Genomic DNA, 19905 nt, shown 5'->3' with positions numbered 1-19905 from the left:
CCGATCATGCCCGCCCGCGCCCCGCCGCAGCAGCGACTGTGACCGGTCTGGCAGAGGCCGGTCATGCCGCCCGCGCCCCGGCACGGCGGCGACGACCTGACCCTCAGAACCCGGAGCGTTCCGCGGCGATCTCCGACCGGACGAGTTCGAGCAGCCGCCCGAGCCGGCCGTCCCAGTAGCGGGAGAAGCCGTGATACTCGATGCGCGCGTCACCCGTACCGACAAGGATCTCGGCCAGGTCCGGATTCTGGCCGAACTTGGCCCGCAGAACCGTGTGCATCACCGCGTCCCGGAGCTGCGCCCAGCCCGGACGGATCGGTGCCCGCCCGGCGGTCGCCTCGGCGGCGCCCTTCGCGTCGCGGATCGCCTCGCGGGCCTCCACGTCGACGGTCGACAGCGCCCAGTAGGCGTGCGTCGCCGTCGGGAACGTCAGTCCGCCCAGATCGACCGGCACCGGGTACTCATTGCGCAGCGCCTCGACGCCGGGCGTCACGGACGGCCGCAGTGCATACGAATCCAGGATGACCGTCGGGTCGCGAGGATCCTGCGGACCGTCGGCGGCCCGGGCCTCCTCCTGCTTCCTCCGCCACCGGTCGCGTTCGGCGAAATACTGTTCGGCCTCGGCGTGGTCCGCCTCCGTGACGACCTCACGGTAGGTGGTCGTCCCGCCGACCGGCGTGCAGATCAGGCGGAGCGGCCGGTCCTTGGCATCCATGTCACCGAGTGCGTAGAGCCGCACCGTCTCCGGAATCGCGAGATACGCCGCGCGCAGTGCCCGCCTGTCGTCCTCGGTGCCGCTCGCGAGGAACCGGTCGAGGGCCTGATGGCAGCGGCCGGTGGAGTCCGGCCGGTTGTTCAGCACATCGATCTCGTCGGCGACCTCAGCCAGGAAAGACTCGGCGTCCGACCCGGACCACGGATCGGCGAAACGCCAGGTCCCGATGTCGTGGGCCGACGCCTCGGCACCTTCCTCGAGATCGAGCGCGACCCAGCCGTCCGCGAGTTTCCGCCGGAGCCCGCCGAGATCCACCCACTCCCAGCAGTTGATCATTCCGTCGGCGAAGATGTACAGCTCGGTGAGGTGGTACGCCCCGTTGCGGATGAACACCGGCCGCCAGGTGCCCTCGATCCGCTCACCGTCGACGACACGGTAGGTCCTGCGCTGCTTGATCACCGGCGAAGTCTAGAGATCCTCCGAGATCCGGGTCGCCGGCTCGTCGCCGGCCATCGGCTTGTCACCGGGTCGCCGGCTCGTCGCCGGCCATCGGTTCGTCGCGCTGGGTCTGACGACGGCGCCCCAGACCGCGTCGCTTCACCACTCGCTGCACCACCCGTGGGTCCCCGCTACCCGTGGGTCCCCTCCGCCCGCGGCCCGCGCAACCCTGGGCCACCGAACGATCACGACGTGCGGTTCTGTGTGCTGCCGCAGCCGCTCGCAAGCCGTGGGGCACACGCCGGGCTTCGCGTGTGCTCCCGACGTCGCAGGCAACAACGGTGAGGTCCCACACTGCAGGGCCGTGGACGCCCACCGTCGCCATCACGACGGCAGGGTCGCGCGCGGCAGCTAAGTGTGACCCCACCGCCGCAGCACCGGCCCCACGAATCCGCTCTCCCGGGTGCCGGATCAGGCCGCGCTCCTCCGAGCCCAGGCAGGCGAGCCTGCTGCCGATGAGATGGCTCGGCCACAGCTCGCGGCCCCGCCTCAGGCCCCGATCCCGAAAACTCTCCAGGTTCCGCCGACCGGCTGTGTCGTGCTGCTGTTTTGGGGTGGGAGGCAGCGGTCTGGCGTAGCCAGGTTGGACTGGCTGTGTCGTGCTGCTGTTTTGGGGTGGGAGGCAGCGGTCTGGCGTAGCCAGGTTGGACTGGCTGTGTCGTGCTTCTGTTTTGGGGTGGGAGGCAGCGGTCTGGCGTAGCCAGGTTGGACTGGCTGTGTCGTGCTGCTGTTTTGGGGTGGGAGGCAGCGGTCTGGCGTAGCCAGGTTGGACTGGCTGTGTCGTGCTTCTGTCTTGGGGTGGGCGGCAGCGGTCTGGCGTAGCCAGGTTGGACTGGCTGTGTCGTGCTTCTGTCTCGGGGCGCGGGAGGCAGCGGTGCGACACGGCTGGGAGAAGGAAGCCAAGTGGCTCGATTCTTTAAGGCCCTGTTAGGAAAGTGTTGGCTACGGTCCTGCCATCAGGGCAAACACGAGCCGAACGAGGTGTTCATGGTGCCGGTCATGGTCGCCGACAACGGCGCCGCCAGGCGTCCGCGGCAGGGGAGGACGCTCGATCTACTGGTCGGGCGCAAGCTGGAGTACGTGTGGCTGGGTCACGCGGTCGTGCTGGGTTTCACCGGCGGCTGCCAGGTGCTGATCGAGGCGGTCGCGCACCTCGACGGCCCGGCGGGACGCGCCGATGTGGAGCCGGGCGACGATCCGTCGGACGTGGTGGCCACGCTGCTCAGTGACGTGGTCCGGTCGGCGGTGACACGCGAGACCGGTGAGCTGGAGATCGGCTTCAGCAGTGGTGCGCGGTTGCTGGTGGACGCCGACGCGGATGCCGAGTCGTGGGCGGTCACAGGCCCCGACGGATACTTGATCGTCTGCCTGGCGCACGGCGAGATCGCGGTCTGGGGTGGCGCCGTCTGAGCGAAAGGCGGCTCGTCTGAGCAAAGGCGGGCCGCTTGCGCGAAAGCGGTCTGCCTGCGCGAAAGCGGCCCGCCGGGCAAGGATGGCCGATACGGGGGAGGGCGCCGGGGCGGCGGACGCGACATGCTGTGGGGATGCCCGGTCTGCGGAATGCCGAACTCGGCGCCTTTCTGCGCTCGCGCCGGCCCGAGGGTCTGCGCCTCGAGGACGTGGCCCGTTCCGCGGGTTTCAGCCTGGACTACTACACACGCATCGAGCGGGGTGAGGTCGACTACTTCGCCGACGCGGTGCTGGACAGCATCGCCCGCGCGCTGGAACTCGACGAGCCCGATCGCCTGCACCTGCTGCGCCTGGCCCGGCCACGGACCGCGGAGCAGCGGATGGTCGACGAGCAGGAGCCAGTGCGGGACTCGCTACGGCTGCTGGTCGAGGGCAACACGGGGCAGTCGGTGCTGCTGATCGGGCGGTACGGGGATCTGCTGGCCGCCAACCGGCTCGGTCACGCGCTGCTCGGCCTGATTCCCGGTGAGCAGGTCAACCTGGCCCGGCTGATGTTCCTGGAGCCGGCGACCAAGGATCTGCTGATCAACTGGGAGCAGGAGGCCGTGTCCGCGGCGGCCCGGCTGCGGGTCGCGGCGAGTGTCGATCCCGGCGATCCGGAGCTGGCGGCGCTGATCCGTGACCTGTGCGTGAAGAGCGACGACTTCGCCCGGATCTGGGCCGGCCATCCGGTCGCGGACGAGGCTGGGACGGTGCTGGAGTACCGGCATCCGGCCGCCGGTCACGTGACGCTGTACTGCGAGACGCTGGCTCTGCCCGGCGACCCGGGCAAGACGCTGGTGATCGGCACCGCGGAGCCGGGCTCACCGTCCGCCGGACGGCTCCGGGAACTGGGGTGACGGCCTGCCCGGCCGGGCGCGCCACGACGCGCCCGGCCGGTGATTCTCAGGCCGGCTCGTACCCGGTCAGGTGCAGCGAGAACGCCCGGATGGAACCGGTGTCGGTACCCACCCGGTCGGCGACGTGCAGGGTCCACGTGCCGTCGGCCGACGACTGACGCAGCCCGCCGAGCGCCGAGTTCGGCTTCCACGTGCCGGTGAACGGCGCGTTCGTCGACAGGGCCGACGCGAACGGTGTCGCGGCGGTGTCGTCGAACACGACCTGGCACAGGTTGTTGCCGCCACCGCCGGTGCGGGAGAACAGCGTGGCGCTGCGCCCGTCCGGTGCGGTGAGCGTGCCGACCAGGTCACCGACGAACGTGTGGTCGATGCCCACGGTCGTCGAGCCCGTCGTGGTGTTGCAGGCCGTGCCGTCGATGGAGAACGTCAGCGACGACGCGAACCCGACGCCGCTGACGTCCACGGTGGCCGAGACGCCGGTCGGGTCGTTGTCCGGGATCGGCACGGCCGCGCCGGTGTACGCGAAGTCCCGTACCGTAGCCGAAGGTTGTCCCGTAGCGACGGAGACGTTGTTGTCGGTGGGCGACAGGGTGCCGGCGAACGTGGCCCGGACCTTGAGGGTGACGGGGCGTCCGAGCGGGTACCCGGCCGCCAGTTTCAGGGTGTAGTCCCTGGTCTTCGACGCACCCGCGGCGATGTTGCCGTACGAGCGGGAGCGCGGTGTGACCGTAGCGAGCGGGTTGTCGGTGTCGACCACCACGCTGACGCCGGTGGCCGTACCGTCGCCGACGTTGACCGCCGGAAGGGTGACCGTCGCCTGCTCGCCGGGTTCCAGATAGGCGTCCCCGTCCCCGGTCGTCGGGGTGATGGTCGGTGTCCCGGCCTGCACCAGCGGTTGCGGGGTGGCGCCGGTGTTGCGCAGCAGCAGGTCGGCGCGGATCACGCCGAAACCGGTGCGGTTGTCGAACCCGGCCGGCGTGAGGTCCAGCGCGGTACCGGTGAGCGCCGCCCGGATCTCGTCGTTGGACAGGCCGGGGTTACCCGACAGCGCCAGCGCGGCGATCGCGGCGGCGTGCGGGGCGGCGGCCGACGTGCCGTAGAACGTCTCGAACCCGGGAACGGTGGTCACCGTGCCGTCGGCCGCGGTGATCTGCGGCGTCTTCCGTACCGTCCCGCCCGTCGCAGTGAAGTTCCCAGGCGTGATCGGCGTGCCGTCGGCGTTGTAGAACACCCGCCGCGGCCCGTCGGAGGTGAACCGTTCCGGCAGGCTCTGCCTGGTGAAGACGTTCGGGTACGGGCCGGTCGGGTTCGCCGGGTCGCCGTCCTCGAGATCGAACGGCAGCGGCGCGTTGGCGGGAGCGGCGGCGACCGAGAACGCGTTCACGGCCGCGCTGTGCCCGCGGGTCACGCCCGGGGTGGAGAAGCCCTTGAGCAGCCCGTCGGCCGAGTCGACGAAGCGGCCGCGGAGCGCGGACAGCTGCAGGTAGCGGTCGGCGCCGGTGAACTTGACGACGGCGAGTTTCTGGCCGCTCCCGGCGCCGAGCTGCAGGATCTCCCACGGGTCGTCGTCGCCGTCCTGCACGTCCTGCGAGAACTGGGTGACGTTGCCGAGCGAGTTGATCGCGTAGAGGTCGTAGTCGTTGGCCGAGGAGAGCAGGGCGTCGGCCCACCACAGCGTCACGATCTGACCCGCGCTGCCCGGTGACAGCGGGTTGAGCTCCTGCACACCCGGGCCGGGGTCGAAGTCGTGGGCGTCACCGGCGATCTTGCCGATACCCCGGCCGGAGTCGACGAAGTCGCCCTCCCAGTTGCCGGAGGTGCCGTCGATGGTGTTGCCCTCGTTGCCGGCCGAGCTGAAGTAGTAGGCGCCGTCGGCGGTCACGGCGTTGACCGACTGCGCGATGGCACCGTCCTGGAACGGGCTCTCGTGGAAGTACAGGATGTCGTCGACGATGATGTCGCAGCCGGCGTCGAAGCGCAGCGCCCGGATGTTCTCGGCGAAGCTGGCCTCGCTGGTGAACGCGGTCGCGAAGCCGAGCTTCGCGTTGGGCGCCAGGTCGTGGATGATCTCCAGCATGGCGGTGCCCTCGTCGCCGTCGCCCTCCTGGCCGGGCAGGACGTCGAGGTCTGCGGGCAGGTCGCCGCTGGCCTGGGAGTCGGCGAGCGAGTCCACGCCGTCGGACAGGGCGCAGATCTTCACACCGGTGCCGGTCACCTTGTAGCGGGTGCGGGCGGTGTCGGCGGCGTGGGTGCGGTCGCCCTCGGAGACGAGCGAACCCTGGTCGACGGCGATGGCGCTCCTGGACGCGGTCGCCTTCGGCGCGGCGGCCTTGGCGGTGCGCAGAGCGGTCTCGATCCGGGTGGTCTTCTCGGCCTTCGACTCGGTGGCCGGCTTGGCGTTCGGGTCGGTCTGGCGGCCGGTGATCGCGCCGTGCTTGAGACCGACCGAGGTGACGTCCTTCCAGCCGGCGATCGTCGGCAGGGCGGTGAGCGGTGCCTCGACCACGACGGTTCCGGTGGACGGCGACGGGAAACGGATCCCGGCGCCGGCGCCGCGCAACCGGGCGAGCAGGTCGTTGCCGACCTTCTCGGCGCGGATCTCGACCTCGGTGGTGCCGGACTTGCTGACCGCGACGCCGGTGCTGAGCGCGGGCAGTGCGTTCGTGGTCGCCTTGTCCGAGCGTTTGCGCAGCTCGATGGCGAGCCGGCTGTCGAGTTTGCGCTCGGTCTCGGTGAGCGATTTCTTGATCGCCTGGAGCGCGGCGATCTGATCGTAGGCCTTGGTGACGGGATCGTCCGGTGCCGCGGTGGCGGCGCCCGGGGCCGCGAGTGCGATGACGGTGGCTCCGGCCGCTAAGACGGTCACCGATCGGCGGAGGTTACCTTGACTGAAGATGTTCAATTCCAGCCCCCCATTGATCTATTCAGATCTCTGCTGAGGGACTCTATCGGCGATAGTCGATATAGGACAGCCTCAATCTGTTACAGGAGTGTGTTCCTCGACCCGGCGCAGGTTGCGGACCGCCGGGACGATCAGCAGCACGGCGCAACCCAGCACGCCGACCACCACCGAGGTGCCGAGCACCCGCTCCGCGCCGACCACACCGGCCACCGGCCCGGCCAGCGCCTGGCCGATCGGCAGACTTCCGGTGGAGCCGAGCACCTCGTACGACGTCATGCGGTTGAGCATTCGCGGCGGCACCCGGGTCTGCACGCTGGTCTGCCACATGATCGACCAGAACGCCCAGACCAGGCCGTTCGCCCAGGCCGCGGCGAGCAGTAGCGGGAGCGTGGCGTGCATCGCGATCGCCAGCGGCAGCAGCACGAACCCGAACATCGCCACCGCGCCCGCGGCCAGGGGCCGTCGCGGCCGCAGCCGTAGTGCCGCCACCCCGCCGCACAGGGTGCCGGCGCCGAGCGCGGTCTGCATCCAGCCGTACGCCGAAGCGCCCAGATCACCGCTGACCAGCACCGCCCCGAGTGGGATGAGCGGGCCGAACAGGAAGATCCCGTAGAAGACCCAGACCAGGATCACGCTCCAGATCCACTGCTGCGACCGGAACTCGTGCCAGCCGTCGATCAGGTCGCGCACCATCGTGGACGGCGCCGTGGGCTTCGGCAGCTTTCCGAGGCGCAGTCCGGCCAGGCAGAACGCACTGATCGCGAACGTGGCGGCGTCCACCGCGTAGACCGGCCCGGCGCCGAAGAACGCGAACAGCAGGCCCCGCCGTGGCGGGGCCGAGCAGTTCGGCGAGCGCGACCGCCGTACGGATGGTGGCGTTGGCCTTCTGTGGATCGTCGCTGACCAGCGGGACCAGGCCGTTGACGCCGGGCTGGAACATCGCGGCGGCCGCCCCGCTGACCGCCGAGCAGGCGATCAGCAGGGTCATCGACGGGGTGCCGGTGAAGAACGCGACCGCCACGACCGCCTGCGCGGCCAGCCGGACCAGGTCGGCGCCGAGCATCAGCGGCCGGGCCCCGATGCGGTCCGACAACACGCCGCCGAAGAGGATGAACCCGAGGAACGGCACCATCCACGCGGCCAGCACGAAGCCGACGCCGGTCGCCCCGTAGACCTCACCGATCGACAGGGCCGCCGCCACGGTGAGCATCGCATCGCCGAAAACGGACACCGCGCGGGCGATGAAGTAACGAGTGAAGGCCGCTGACCACATTACTTGATCTTCTCCCGTGCCCGGGCTGTCCCTCCAGGGGATTTCCCGGTTCCGGAACCGTCGCACGTCGCAGGCGGCGGTCCGGCAGGCCGTGCTCGACCTGTTCGCGCCAGACCTGGACCACCTGCGACTGCGCGGCGCGGTCGTGGAGGACCGAGCCGGAGCCCGGTCAGGCCGTGGAGCAGGGCGCGCCGTTGAGGGTGAACGACAGGGGTTTCGCGGTGTCGCCGGTGTGGGTCGCCTGGAAACCGATGCCGACCGAGGCGCCGGGGGCGATCGCGGCGTTGTAGGAGAGGTTCTTCGCCGTGACCTGTCCGGTGGCCGGGGAGTAGGTGGCGTTCCACCCCGACGTGATCCTCTGGCCTGCGGGCAGGGTGAAACTCAGCGACCAGCCGTTGACGGCGGTGTTGCCGGTGTTGGTGACCGTGAGGCTCTCGGTGAGGCCGGTGTTCCACGCGCTGACGGTGCCGGTCACCCGGCATGCGGTGTTGGCCGGGGGAGGGCTGCTCGGGGGAGGGCTGCTAGGGGGAGGACCGCTGCTCGGCGGGGGGCTGGAGGGCCCGCCGGAGGTCAGACCGAAGAACTCGAGGGCGTACGCGGCCATGCCGCTGGACGGCAGGCTGTGGCCGGCCCCCTGAATGCTGTACGCCTCGACCTGGACGGTGCCGGAGGAGTCGGCGTACCGGCTGCGGTTCCAGCCCTGCTGCGGGGTGTCGGTCGACGTCGGCGTCTGACCGAGGCCGAAGACGTTCGTCCACTGCTCGACGGACTCGCGGAGCAGGGAGTACGGCACGAGAGTGTCGCTGGTGCCGTGCCACAGCTGGACCCGGGGGCGCGGGCCGGTGTAGCCGGGATACGCCTGGCGCACCGCGTCACCCCACTGCTGCGGGGTCCGGTCCATGCTGCCGTTGGTGCACCGGCCGCCCGGCGGATAGTCGGCGGCGTTGGCGAAGCAGTTGAACGGCACACCCATGAAGGACGCGCCGGCCTTGAACACGTCCGGGTAGACGGCCAGCATGTGCTGGGTCATCATGCCGCCGGAGGAGCTGCCGGTGGCGTACACCCGGTTCGGGTCACCGCCGTACTGCCGCTGGGCGTAGGTGACCATGGAGACGATGGACACCGGATCGCTGCCGCCGCCGCGGCGCTTGGCGGCGTCCGACCAGGTGTCGAAGCACTTCCCGAAACCGGCTTCCTGCTGCGCGCTCGGATAGATCACGACGTAGCCGTACCGGTCGGCGAGGCGGGCGAACTCGCTCTGCTGGTAGAAGCCCGGCCCCGATCCGCCGCATCCGTGCATGGCCACGACGATGGCGGGGTTGGCCGGGCGGGCGTCCGGCACGTAGACGTGCATGCGCATGCCGCCGGGGTTCGTGCCGAAGCTGGTGACCTCGACGAGTGAGGCCGCGTAGGCGGGCTGCAGGGCCGGGACGGCGAGGCCCGCGGCCGCCAGTGAGGCGGCTGCCGCGAGCAGTAACAGGCGTCGGATTCTCATGGCCGGACTCCTTCAGGTGGGGGATGGCGCACGGCCCGCGGGGACAGGCGGTACGCCTATCGTGCGTCAGTTACTCTCCCCCTGGGTCACTGAAGTGTCAATCGACGTAAGTGGATGCTGCCGCACTCAGCTCCGCGACCGTGCGAGCCCGGATGTCACGCGGCGGGCCGTCCGTGAACCGGGCGACGACCTCGCGGACGTGCTCCTGGGCAGGTTCGGCCAGCCCGTCGTACACGGCGGCGAAGACCTCACGGGCGCGGCTGCGCGGCCAGTCCGGCGGCAGCAGGCGGGTGGGCAGCAACGGATCGACGACGGGGAAACGGCGGTAGGTGTCCATCACCCCGGTACGCGCCTGCACCGCCTCGACACCGCGGACGCCCCCGGAGCGGATCCTCGGCAGCACCGGCTCCCAGGCCCGCACGAAGGCCTCGTACTGCCCGGCGATGGCTACGAGGTCCCACGCCTCGATGGGGTCACGGCCCGCCGCGGCGCCGGCCTCGACATGACGGGCGCGGAACACGGTCATCGCGCCGAGATCCGCCGCGGCGAGCTCGGCCGCGGCCCGGGGCCCGGGCGAATGCGGGGACACCCACAGCCCGTCGTACAACGGCGCGTACCCCAGCCACCGCAGCTGCCCCCGCAGCGCACGCCGCCGGGTGCCCTGATCCTTCGGCAGGGAGAAGGCCACCAGCGTCCAGGAGCCGTCCCAGGTGTCGGCGGACGCCGCGAACGCCGCGATCCGCCCCCCGCCGACCGACAGATGGGCGGCGGCGGGGGAGGTCAGCCGATACGAGCTGTGCCGCCCGTGCCGGGCGCCCTCGAGAACCCCGCGGTTGGCCAGGCGGCTCACCGCGGTCCGGGCGCCGGCGCTGCTCACACCCGCCTCGCCGAGCAGCGCCACGATCGCCGCGGACGGCAACCAGGCGCGGGTGCCGAGGGTGTAGTCGGCCACCAGCGTGACCGCCAGTCCCTGCGGCGAGCTGCCCGCCTGCCTGCGGGGCAGAACCGATCCGCCGCCGGTGTCCGGGAAGATCTCGCCGATGTCGAAGGGGTCGACCGCCGGCACGTTCTGTTCGGAGGCAGGCACGACTACGCACTTTAGACGATCACCACGGGTCGCTACCGCGGTCGCAGTACTGCGACTGCGGTAGTCCGGGACGGCGCTGACCTGGGCTAAAGTGCGCCTATGCGAGCGGGAAACCGGATAGCCGCGGTCGGCGTGGCCGGCACCCTGCTGGCGACCGCCCTGGCCACCGAGCACCCCGCCGCACGGCTCGAACCGCTCGGATACGCACTGGTGCTGACCAGCGGACTGGCACTGGCCGCGGCCCGCCGCGCCCCGGTCGTGACCCTCGCCGTCACCGGGCTGAGCGTGCTCGCGTACAACCTGCTCGGTCTTGCGGTGCCCGCCCTGGCGTTCCTGTGTGCCGCGTACGCCGGCTTCCGGGCCGGCCGCCGGCTGCCCACCGTGGTGGCCGCGGTGACCGTGCTGATCGCCCTCCCGCTGGCGATCATGGCGTCGCCGGCGGGCCCGGCCGCAAAGGAGGCGCTCGCCGAGTCGCGCGGCGTGCTGCAGATCGCCTGGCTGGTCGCCGCCTGCGCCGCCGGTGAGGCGCTGCGGCAGGCCGAGCGCCGCGCCGACGAGGCCGAACGCACCCGCGAGGAGACCGCCCGGCTCCGCGCCACCGAGGAGCGGCTGCACATCGCCCGCGAGCTGCACGACTCGCTCACCCACCAGATCTCGATCGTCAAGGTGCAGGCCGAGGTTGCCGTGCACCTGGCCCGCAAGCGCGGCGAGGAGGTCCCGGAGTCGCTGCTGGCGATCCGGGAGGCGGGCCGGGCCGCGACCCGTGAGCTGCGGGCCACCCTGGACACGCTGCGCGACAGCGCCGACACCCCGTCGCGGGGGCTCGATCACCTGCCGGAACTGCTCGCCGGGGCGGAGGGCATCGGGCTGCGTACCGAGCTCACCATCGAGGGCGAACGCCACGAGGTGCCCGACGCGGTGGCCCGCACGGCGTACCGGATCGTGCAGGAGTCACTGACCAACACCGCCCGCCACGGCGCGGCCTCCACCGCCACGGTCCGCATCGACTACCGGCCGGACACGCTGGCCATCCGGGTCGACGACGACGGCACCGCCCGTCCCGGGACGACACCGGTGCCCGGCGTCGGCCTCTCGGGCATGCGGGAACGGGTCACCGCCCTCGGCGGCCGGCTGCTCGCCGGACCCCGTACCGAGGGCGGGTTCACCGTCCAGGCCGAACTGCCGCTGGAGCGCATCGCATGATCCGGGTCCTGCTCATCGACGACCAGCCCCTGCTGCGCAGCGGGTTCCGGGCGCTGCTCGACGCCGAGGACGACATCGAGGTGGTGGCCGAGGCCGGCAACGGCCGCGACGGGCTGGAACTGGCCCGGCGCCACCGGCCCGATCTGGCTCTCGTCGACATCCAGATGCCGGTCATGGACGGCATCGAGACGACCCGGCGGATAGCGGCCGACCCGGAGCTCGCGGCGGTCCGGGTCGTCATCCTCACCAACTACGGCCTCGACGAGTACGTCTTCGACGCGCTGCGCGCCGGCGCGGCCGGGTTCCTGGTCAAGGACATCACGCCCGACGACCTGCTGCACGCCGTGCGGGTCGCGGACCGCGGGGACGCGCTGCTCGCCCCCTCGATCACCCGGATGCTGATCAGCCGGTACGTGTCCGAGCGCCCCGGGCCGCGCGCCGACGCGTACGCCGAGGAGCTGACCAACCGGGAGCGCGAGGCCGTCGCCCTGGCCGCGAAGGGCCTGTCCAACAATGAGATCGCGGCCACCATGGTGATCAGCCCGCTGACCGCTAAGACCCACGTCAACCGTGCCATGACCAAACTGCGGGCACGCGACCGCGCCCAGCTGGTGGTCTTCGCTTACGAATCCGGCCTCGTCACGCCCTCCCGGTAGACCTGGTGAGGTTGCGCCGCCGGCTCGCCGGCTGGCTCGCCCGCCCGCCCGCTCGCCGGCTGGCTCGCCCGCTCGCCCGCTCGTTCGCCGGCCCGCGCGGCGGCCCGTCCGCTCGCCACTGGCGGCGATCTTGTGAGGTTCGGGTCGCTGTGGGGGTGAAACCTCACAAGGTCTGCTGGCTTGGCCGCTGTTCGCCCGCCACTGGCGGCGATCTTGTGAGGTTCGGGTCGCTGTGGGGGTGAAACCTCACAAGGTCTGCTGGCTTGGCCGCTGTTCGCCCGCCACTGGCGGCGATCTTGTGAGGTTCGGGTCGCTGTGGGGGTGAAACCTCACAAGGTCTGCTGGCTTGGCCGCTGTTCGCCCGCCACTGGCGGCGATCTTGTGAGGTTCGGGTCGCTGTCGGGGCTAAACCTCACAAGATCTGCGAGGAAGGCGAGGAAGGCGAGGAAGGCGAGGAGGGCGAGGAGAGGCGAGGAAGGTGGGTGGTTCAGCGGCGGTCGGTGATGCGGTGGCGGAACTCGGCCTGGGCGGTCGCGAACACCTCGTTGAGCCGCCCGATCTCGGCCTCGGTCGGCTCGCGCCGCAGATGCACGTCGATCTTGAAGTCGCCGTCGACGATGTCGACGTCCAGGTGGTCGAGCAGGTCGGCCGGCAGGCGGGTGATGACGAACTCGCGGAACGCCGCGGCGATCGTGGACGGCATGTCGCCGCAGCCGCAGGTGCGCCCATCGAGCACCGCGCCCAGATGGCTGCGCCCGACCAGTGCGTCCGGGTGCACCGGGTCGATGACGGCCAGACCCTCCCCGAGGATCTTCCGCGCCTCGTCGAGGCGGCCCTCATGCTGCAGGAACAGTCCGAGCGCCACGCCCGCCCGGCCGACCGTGTCGTGGTCGGCGCCGCGGCGTGCCTGCTCCAGGGCCTCGGCCAGCCTCTGCTCGGCCTCCTCGAGACGCCCGGCCTCCTTCAGCGCCAGGCCCCAGTTGCGCAGCACCTGGCTGATCACCTCGGGGCGGCCGATGCCGCGCGACCGCTCGTACGCCGAGGCGTAGGTGCGCAGCGAACCCTCGGTGTCTCCGGCGTCGTCCTGCGCCATCGCCAGGCCCAGCGCCGCCATCAGCGCCTCCTCGGTGCGGCCCTGCCGGTCGTAGGAGGCCAGCACCCGCTCGATCGCGTCCACCCGCCCGGCTTCGTCGCCGATGTCGCGGCCCAGGTTTGCCAGGGCGGACAGCGCGTTGATCGTGCCCTGATGGTCGGGGCCGAGCCGCTGCTCCAGGACCGCGACCAGGGTGGTGAACAGTGCCTTGCGGGCCGCGCCGTCCTCGACCGGCACCCCGGCGATGACCTGGCCGATCTGCTCGACGACGTGGTCGGGCAGCTGATCCAGGCCCACGAAGAGCGGCTCACCGGTACCGCCGGCCTGCACCACGGCCGCCCGCAGTGCCAGTGCGGAGGCCACCCGCTCGTGGCCGTTGTTCCAGAAGTTGGCGACCGCCTCCTCGACGACCTGCCGCGCCCCGGCCACGTCGCCGCGCTCCAGCAGCAGCGACGCCAGCGGCTCGAGCCCGAACGCGTATCCGGCGTGCTCGCGGCCGTAGAACGCCAGCCTCTCCTGCGCACCCTGGCGCAGCTGCTGCTCGGCCTCCTCGAGCCGTCCGGCCATCCGCATCGCCATACCGACGTTGAGCCGGTACGTCAGCTGGTCCTTGTGCGATTCGTGGTCACGCGGCGCGACCGCGGCGGCCTGCCGGAAGCACTCGATCGCACGGTCCAGCTGGTCGGCGTTGAGCAGCACGTTGCCTAGGTCGCACTGGGCCGAGGCCCACTCCGGACTGCCCGGCCCGTGCCGTTCGGCGACGGCCCGCACCTCGCGGGCCATCAGGTTCTCGGCGTCGCCGAAACGGCCCTCGCGCAGCAGGGAGAAGGCCAGGTCGGCCGCGGGAGGGGTAGTCGTCACGGGCGGATTCTATGCCCTAGATCCAGACCGCTCGGACCGTGTCGGCGAGCACGGTTCCCTGGCGCAGACCGGCCCGTACGGCCGCGGGGCGGCTGCTCGGATCCATGACGTTCTGGCCGAAGGCGGCCAGCGCCTCGGGGTCCGGCTCGATCAGCAGCGTGCTCGGGGCGCCGGACGCGGCGATCTCGGCGACGATCCGGTCCCGGCCGAGCACGGCGAGCGGGGCGATCACCACCAGCCGCTCGGCGCCGGCGGCCAGGTCGGCGCCCGCACCCAGGCGCACGCCGCCGTCCATGTAACGCCGGTCGCCGATGGAGACCGGCGGCATCAGGCCGGGCACGGCGCAGCTGGCGGCCACCGCCTGCAGCAGCGGCACCCCGGACGCGGCGTCCAGCACCAGGTCGCGGCCGTCGGCGGTGTCGACCACTGTGATCCGCAGGTCGCGGTCCGGCCATTCTCGTACGGGCAGCACCGCCTCCATCTGGGCCAGGTACGCCTGCTCGTCGAGGCCGGCGGCCAGCGCCATGGCACCGACCCGCACGCGAGCCTCCAGCGCCGGGACCGATGGGTCGGCCAGCACCGCCATGGCGGTCAGCCACTCGCCGTTGCCACCGCCGCGAGAGGAGCTGCCGCGAGAGGAGCCACCGGGGGAGGAGCCGCCGGGGGAGGAGCGGCTCGGGGAGACCTCCCGTTCTTGCAGAGCCACCGCGGCCTCCAGGTCGGCACCGGCGGTCACGATCGTGCCGACGACCGATCCGGCCGACGTGCCGATCACCGTGTCCGCGTCACCGAGCGGCACACCGGCCCGCTGGAGACCGCAGAGCACACCCAGATGCCAGGCGATGCCGGTGATGCCGCCACCACCGAGGACGAGAGTCTTTTTCACGAACACGCACGTTATCGAGACGGGGCCGCCGGGGGAAGACGCCGGTGCAGCACGCAGAACTCGTTGCCCTCCGGATCGGCGAGCACGGTGAACCCCTCGTCGCCAGTCTGGCCCACATCGGTACGGGTCGCGCCCAGCGCCAGCAGCCGGTCCACCTCACGGGCCACGTCGCCGTCGGCGGCGACCAGGTCGGGATGGTCGCGGTTCTTGCCGTTCTTCGGCACGTCCGTCGGCTGCAGCCACACGCTGAGACCGCCGTCCGGCGGCCACAGGTGGGCGTCACCGTCGTCGCCGTAGTCGATCTCGTAACCGAGCGCCGCGGACCAGAACTCGGCCTGCCGCCGCACGTCGTGCACGTCCACCGTCCACTGCGCGAATCGGCTGGTCACGACACATCCTCTCGTGACAGGGGCTGATTGGCGGGGCCCTGCAGCACCCCTCCGTCGATGTCGAACCGCGAACCGTGGCACGGACACTCCCAGGCTGTCTCGGCGTCGTTGAAGCGGACGATGCAACCCAGGTGGGTGCACCGGGCCGACACGGCGTGCACCGTGCCGGCGTCGTCGCGGTAGACCGCGCACTGCTTGCCTCGTACCCGGACGATCGCTCCGGTACCCGCATCGACGTCGTCGATCCCGTCGACGTGCGACGGGCGCAGCCGGTCTCCGACGAAGTGACCGGCCACCCCGGCCCCGAGTTTCAGCATCGACACCGCCTCGCGCAGCGGGTGCAGCCGGCGCGGGTCGTAGAGGCCGGCCCACTCCGGGGCGGCGCCGGTGATCGACGCGGCCAGCAGCTGCCCGGCCATCACGCCGGTGCTCATGCCCCAGCCGCCGAACCCGGTGGCGACGTAGGTGTTGCGGGCGCCCGGGTGGAGTCTGCCGACGAACGGCACCTGGTCGGTGCTGGTGTTGTCCTGGGCGGCCCAGCGGTAGGCGATGTCGCCGACGCCGAACCGGTCACGGGTCCATTCGGCGAGCCGGTCCCAGCGCTCGGTCACGTCCCCGGCGCCGGGCGTGAAGTGTTCGCCGGTCACGATCAGCAGGCGCTGCCCGTCGTGGTACGGCGCCGTCCGTACCGACCTGGTGTCGTCCTCCGGGGTTATGAAGACGCCGCCCGGGTCGTGGTGCGCCGGCACGGGCGCCGCCACCACCAGCTCCCGTCGCGGCTCCAGCCGTGCGAACAGCAGCGCGCGGTCGAAGATCGGATAGTGGGTGGCGATCACCACCTGTTCGGCGGTGACGGTGTGCCCGTTCTCGGTGGTCACCGTGCAGGGCTCTCCGTCGCTCAGGCCGGTGACGCGGGTCCGCTCCCAGATCGTGCCGCCGAGCCGGAGGAACGCCTCGGCCAGCGCGAGCAGGTACTTGCGGGGGTGGAACTGGGCCTGGTCCTCCACCCGGACGGCGCCGGCCACTCCGAACGGCAGGCCGGTCTCGGTCACGAACGACGCGGCCAGTCCCGCCTCGGTGGCGGCGTCGGCCTCGGCGCGGATCAGGTCCACCCGCTCCGGTGACTCCGTCCAGGTGAACGCCGGCACCCGTTCCAGATCGCAGTCGATGTCCAGCTCGGACACCAGCTCGGCGACCCGGTCGACGGCCTGCTGCTGCGACCGGGCGTACCAGCGCGCGTGGTCCGCGCCGTGGGTCTTGCGGATGCCGCTGTAGATGAGGGTGTGCAGGGCCGAGAGCTTCGCCGTGGTGTAGCCGGTGACTCCGGCGGCGATCCGGTCCGCCTCGAGGAGTACGACCTGCAGACCGGCCTCTGCCAGCTCGAACGCGGCTGACAGGCCCGCGATGCCCCCGCCGACGACGACCACGTCGGTCTCCGTGTCGCCGGCCAGTCGTGGATAGGACGTCGCCGGGGTCGAGTCCATCCAGAACGATTCCTCGATGTGCTCGCTCATGGCTCTCGGCTACCCCGACAATCGTCGCTCAATCCGGCGATTGACATAGTTATCTAGGTTGTGCGCGTGAACATCAGGTACCTACTTCACAACGCGTACGGGATCGGTGGAACCATCCGTACGGTCTTCAATCAGGCCAACGCGTTGTGCGAGACCCACGACGTCGAGATCGCCAGCGTGTACCGGACGGCGGAGGAGCCGTCCTTTCCGCTCGATCCACGCGTACGACTCGTCTCGGTGACAGAGTTACGGCACGACGGTTCACGATGGACGAGCGGCCCGGACGCCCGCCGCCGCCTGTTGCGGAAGACGCGAAGACTGCCGAACCCGCTGCCGCACGGCCGGGACTTCCGGTACAGCCGCTGGGACCCGATGGTCGACCTCAAACTGATCCGCTACATGCGTTCCCAGCGTGACGGCGTGCTGATCACCACGCGGCCCGCGCTGAACCTGCTGTCGGCCTGGTTCGCGCCGCGCCGGGTGATCCGGATCGGCCAGGACCACATGAACTTCGGCAGCTACCGGCAGCGCCTGCAGGACCGGATCGTCCGCGCCTACCCCCGCCTGGACGCCGTCACCGTCCTGACCCACGCCGACCTGGCCTCCTACCGGGCCGCCCTCGGTGACTCGGTGCCGCTCGAGCGGATCCCGAACGGCATTCCGGTCCGGCCGCCCACGCCGGCCGCCGAGCGCGGCAAGGTCGTCGTCGCGGCCGGCCGGCTGGGCCGCCAGAAGGGCTTCGACCTGCTCGTCCAGGCCTGGGTGGGCGTCCGTGAGGTGCATCCGGACTGGCAGCTGCACATCTTCGGGGCGGGCAAATGGCGTGACAAGCTGTCCGGCATGATCGCCGAACGGAACCTCGGCGACGTGGTGAAGCTGCGCGGCGTCACCCGTGACCTGGACGGCGAGTTCGCGAAGGCGTCGGTGTTCGTGCTCTCCTCCCGCAAGGAGGGCCTGCCCATGGTGCTGCTCGAGGCGATGGGCGCCGGTCTGCCGGTGGTGTCGTTCGACTGCCCCACCGGCCCGGCCGACGTGGTCGACGACGGGGTCAACGGGCTGCTGGTGCCGGCCGAGGACGTGCCGGGCCTGGCCGCCGGGCTGTCCCGGCTGATGGGGAACGCCGGCGAGAGGGCGTCGCTCGGCGCGGCCGCGCGGGTCACGGCCGCCGACTATGCGATGCCGGTCGTCGCCGGGCGGTGGAACGATCTGTTCACCCGCTTGAAACTTCTGCAGAATGGCGAAAGTTTCAGTGAGGTACGGGCATCGACCGGTTCATCCATGTAATTCAATGTCCGGGTGAACCCGTTCCCCCGAAGAGCCACCATGCTGGCGGCGGCGGTCCTCGTCGCCGCCGCGGCGGTGTTCGCCATCCCCACCACCGCCCTGGCCGCCGCCGTCGAGGACGACGGCGCCGACTGTCCCGTACCCCCCTCCAACGCCATCAGCAGCAGTCAGCTGCCCGACCCGTTCACCCGCATCGACGGCACCCGGATCACCACTACCGGTGACTGGCGCTGCCGCCGCGCCGAGATCCGTGAGATGGCCGAACGCCACGTCTACGGCCAGAAACCCGCCAAGCCGGCGACCGTCGGCGGCACCGTCTCCAGCTCGAACATCACCGTCAACGTCACCGACCAGGGCCGCGCCGCGAGTTTCGGTGCGAGCGTGCAACTTCCGACCACCGGCAGCGCGCCGTACCCCGCCGTCGTCGTCATCGGTGGTTTCGGCGCCGACACCACCACCATCCGCAACTCCGGTGCCGCGGTGATCAGTTTCGACCCGCTCGCGGTCGGCCGTGAGGGCACCGGCCGGGCGAACAAGCAGGGCGCCTTCTACACCCTCTACGGCTCGACCAGCAGCACCGGCATCCTGATGGCCTGGGCCTGGGGCGTCAGCCGGATCATCGACGTGGTCGAACAGTCCGGCGGATCCGTGCTGCGCGCCGACTCGCTCGGCGTCACTGGCTGCTCCCGGTACGGCAAGGGCGCGTTCACCGCCGGCGCGTTCGACCAGCGGCTCGCCCTGACCATGCCGATCGAGTCGGGCACCGGCGGCGTGCCGATCTGGCGCGGGGTGCCCGGCGAGTCCGGCGCCCAGCCGCTGAGCAGCGCCTACGGCGAGCAGCCGTGGCTCGGTGACGCGTTCGGCTCGTTCACCGGCAACCCGAACGGCCTCCCGCTCGACACTCACGAGATCGTCGGCCTGGTCGCCCCTCGGGGACTGTTCATCATGGAGAACCCGCACGTGGACTGGCTCGCGGCCCGGTCCGGCAGCGTGGCCGCGCTCGGCGGCGCCGAGGTCTACAAGGCCCTCGGTGCGGGCGGCAACATCTCGTACTGGTCCGACGTCAGCGACGGCACTCACTGCGCGGCACGCAGCGAATGGCGCGGGCCACTGCAGCAGAACATCCAGAGATTCCTTCTCAAGACCGGCGGCGGTACGGGTGCGTTCCGGATCTCCAGCCGCAAGCAGGGCGACCTCGCCCAGTGGCGCAGCTGGCTGACCCCGAGCCTGACCGGAGGCCCGGTTTCACCGCCGCCGTCCTCACCGCCGCCGTCCTCACCGCCGCCGTCCTCACCGCCGCCGTCCTCACCGCCGCCGGCGGGCTCCTGCACCGCGACGATCACTCCGGGCACCGTCTGGGGTGACCGCTACAACACCTCGGTGACGGTCGCGGGCAGCACCAACTGGACGGTCACCGTCGCGATCACCTCTCCTCAGCAGGTCACCACGACCTGGAGCGGCGCCTTCACCAACAGCGGCGGAACCCTGACCGTCCGCCCGAACGGCAGTGGCAGCACATTCGGCTTCACCACGATGATGAACGGCAACACCTCAGCCCGCCCCCGCATCGTCGCCTGCACCACCTGATCCACGCGCGTGGTGACTTGCGGTCCGTATGCGGGCACAAGTCACCACGCAAGCGTGCTGGGCCTGCCCCGTTTTGACGGACATCCAAGATCAGGGGACCTGGGGTCTCCGGGAGGATGTCCAGCATCATGGAGAGCGTGGGAAAGAAGCGAT

The 19905-nt window shown here is 71.2% G+C and carries 15 protein-coding genes and 1 pseudogene; 6 read left to right on the top strand and 10 right to left on the bottom strand.

Annotated features, from left to right (window positions below; translation table 11 throughout):
* Positions 1-103 precede the first annotated feature (103 nt).
* Positions 104-1174 (bottom strand): NADAR family protein, encoded by a 1071-nt coding sequence (locus CLV67_RS34885; RefSeq protein WP_106326204.1) that lies wholly within the window; start codon positions 1172-1174, stop codon positions 104-106.
* 1026 nt (positions 1175-2200) lie between these two features.
* Between CLV67_RS34885 and CLV67_RS34880 the strand changes: the two genes are divergently transcribed.
* Together CLV67_RS34880 and CLV67_RS34875 are read left to right on the top strand one after the other, a co-directional pair.
* Positions 2201-2623 (top strand): DUF6188 family protein, encoded by a 423-nt coding sequence (locus CLV67_RS34880; protein ID WP_146169404.1) that lies wholly within the window; start codon positions 2201-2203, stop codon positions 2621-2623.
* 134 nt (positions 2624-2757) lie between these two features.
* Positions 2758-3522 (top strand): helix-turn-helix transcriptional regulator, encoded by a 765-nt coding sequence (locus CLV67_RS34875; RefSeq protein ID WP_106326200.1) that lies wholly within the window; start codon positions 2758-2760, stop codon positions 3520-3522.
* A 46-nt stretch (positions 3523-3568) separates the two neighbouring features.
* On the opposite strand, the gene CLV67_RS34870 is transcribed toward CLV67_RS34875, so the two are convergent.
* The 5 genes and pseudogenes from CLV67_RS34870 to CLV67_RS34855 form a co-directional block, all read right to left on the bottom strand.
* On the bottom strand, positions 3569-6388 hold the full coding sequence (locus CLV67_RS34870; protein ID WP_106326198.1) for a S8 family serine peptidase: 2820 nt from the start codon (positions 6386-6388) through the stop codon (positions 3569-3571).
* Positions 6389-6496: 108 nt separating this feature from the next.
* Entirely contained in the window at positions 6497-7204 is a 708-nt protein-coding gene (locus tag CLV67_RS54415; protein ID WP_239166384.1) for an MFS transporter, read from the bottom strand.
* A gap of 100 nt (positions 7205-7304) precedes the next feature.
* A pseudogene (locus CLV67_RS54410) lies at positions 7305-7634 on the bottom strand (MFS transporter); the annotation flags it as partial.
* 232 nt (positions 7635-7866) lie between these two features.
* A complete protein-coding gene (locus CLV67_RS34860; protein WP_106326196.1) occupies positions 7867-9192 on the bottom strand; it encodes an extracellular catalytic domain type 1 short-chain-length polyhydroxyalkanoate depolymerase in 1326 nt (441 codons plus the stop codon).
* A 97-nt stretch (positions 9193-9289) separates the two neighbouring features.
* Positions 9290-10279 (bottom strand): PaaX family transcriptional regulator, encoded by a 990-nt coding sequence (locus tag CLV67_RS34855; protein ID WP_239166385.1) that lies wholly within the window; start codon positions 10277-10279, stop codon positions 9290-9292.
* 99 nt (positions 10280-10378) lie between these two features.
* Here CLV67_RS34855 and CLV67_RS34850 point away from each other — a divergent pair, with 99 nt between their 5' ends.
* Complete coding sequence (locus CLV67_RS34850) at positions 10379-11482, top strand: sensor histidine kinase (RefSeq protein ID WP_106326194.1); 1104 nt, start codon at positions 10379-10381, stop codon at positions 11480-11482.
* Positions 11479-12138 carry a response regulator gene (locus CLV67_RS34845; protein ID WP_106326192.1) on the top strand — a complete coding sequence of 220 codons (660 nt, stop codon included), beginning with the start codon at positions 11479-11481 and terminating at the stop codon, positions 12136-12138. Before CLV67_RS34850 ends, CLV67_RS34845 begins: the two co-directional genes overlap by 4 nt.
* A 487-nt stretch (positions 12139-12625) precedes the next feature.
* On the opposite strand, the gene CLV67_RS34840 is transcribed toward CLV67_RS34845, so the two are convergent.
* The 4 genes from CLV67_RS34840 to CLV67_RS34825 are packed head-to-tail and all read right to left on the bottom strand — an operon-like array spanning position 12626 to position 16881.
* Complete coding sequence (locus CLV67_RS34840) at positions 12626-14092, bottom strand: tetratricopeptide repeat protein (protein ID WP_106326190.1); 1467 nt, start codon at positions 14090-14092, stop codon at positions 12626-12628.
* A 16-nt stretch (positions 14093-14108) separates the two neighbouring features.
* A complete protein-coding gene (locus CLV67_RS34835; protein ID WP_106326613.1) occupies positions 14109-14978 on the bottom strand; it encodes a patatin-like phospholipase family protein in 870 nt (289 codons plus the stop codon).
* A gap of 11 nt (positions 14979-14989) precedes the next feature.
* The gene (locus tag CLV67_RS34830) at positions 14990-15367 is read right to left on the bottom strand and encodes a VOC family protein (protein WP_106326188.1); all 378 of its coding nucleotides are present in this window, start codon (positions 15365-15367) and stop codon (positions 14990-14992) included.
* The gene (locus CLV67_RS34825) at positions 15364-16881 is read right to left on the bottom strand and encodes an FAD-dependent oxidoreductase (protein WP_106326186.1); all 1518 of its coding nucleotides are present in this window, start codon (positions 16879-16881) and stop codon (positions 15364-15366) included. Before CLV67_RS34825 ends, CLV67_RS34830 begins: the two co-directional genes overlap by 4 nt.
* Before the next feature lie 66 nt (positions 16882-16947).
* Between CLV67_RS34825 and CLV67_RS34820 the strand changes: the two genes are divergently transcribed.
* Both CLV67_RS34820 and CLV67_RS34815 read left to right on the top strand, forming a co-directional pair.
* Positions 16948-18165, top strand: coding sequence for a glycosyltransferase family 4 protein (locus tag CLV67_RS34820; RefSeq protein ID WP_106326611.1), 1218 nt, complete (start codon positions 16948-16950; stop codon positions 18163-18165).
* 12 nt (positions 18166-18177) lie between these two features.
* Positions 18178-19752, top strand: a complete 1575-nt coding sequence (locus CLV67_RS34815) for a glucuronyl esterase domain-containing protein (protein ID WP_239166386.1) — start codon at positions 18178-18180, stop codon at positions 19750-19752.
* Positions 19753-19905 lie beyond the last annotated feature (153 nt).

It is taken from the genome of Actinoplanes italicus, assembly GCF_003001815.1.
Classification (GTDB): Bacteria; Actinomycetota; Actinomycetes; order Mycobacteriales; family Micromonosporaceae; genus Actinoplanes; species Actinoplanes italicus.
This window is presented reverse-complemented; position numbering and strand designations above follow the sequence as displayed.

What these genes read in the sequence shown, in the direction of transcription:
- CLV67_RS34825 (WP_106326186.1), bottom strand. Translation starts at nt 16,881, where the DNA reads ATGAGCGAGCACATCGAGGAATCGTTCTGGATGGACTCGACCCCGGCG.
- CLV67_RS34845 (WP_106326192.1), top strand. Translation starts at nt 11,479, where the DNA reads ATGATCCGGGTCCTGCTCATCGACGACCAGCCCCTGCTGCGCAGCGGG.
- CLV67_RS34860 (WP_106326196.1), bottom strand. Translation starts at nt 9,192, where the DNA reads ATGAGAATCCGACGCCTGTTACTGCTCGCGGCAGCCGCCTCACTGGCG.
- CLV67_RS34850 (WP_106326194.1), top strand. Translation starts at nt 10,379, where the DNA reads ATGCGAGCGGGAAACCGGATAGCCGCGGTCGGCGTGGCCGGCACCCTG.
- CLV67_RS34875 (WP_106326200.1), top strand. Translation starts at nt 2,758, where the DNA reads ATGCCCGGTCTGCGGAATGCCGAACTCGGCGCCTTTCTGCGCTCGCGC.
- CLV67_RS34880 (WP_146169404.1), top strand. Translation starts at nt 2,201, where the DNA reads ATGGTGCCGGTCATGGTCGCCGACAACGGCGCCGCCAGGCGTCCGCGG.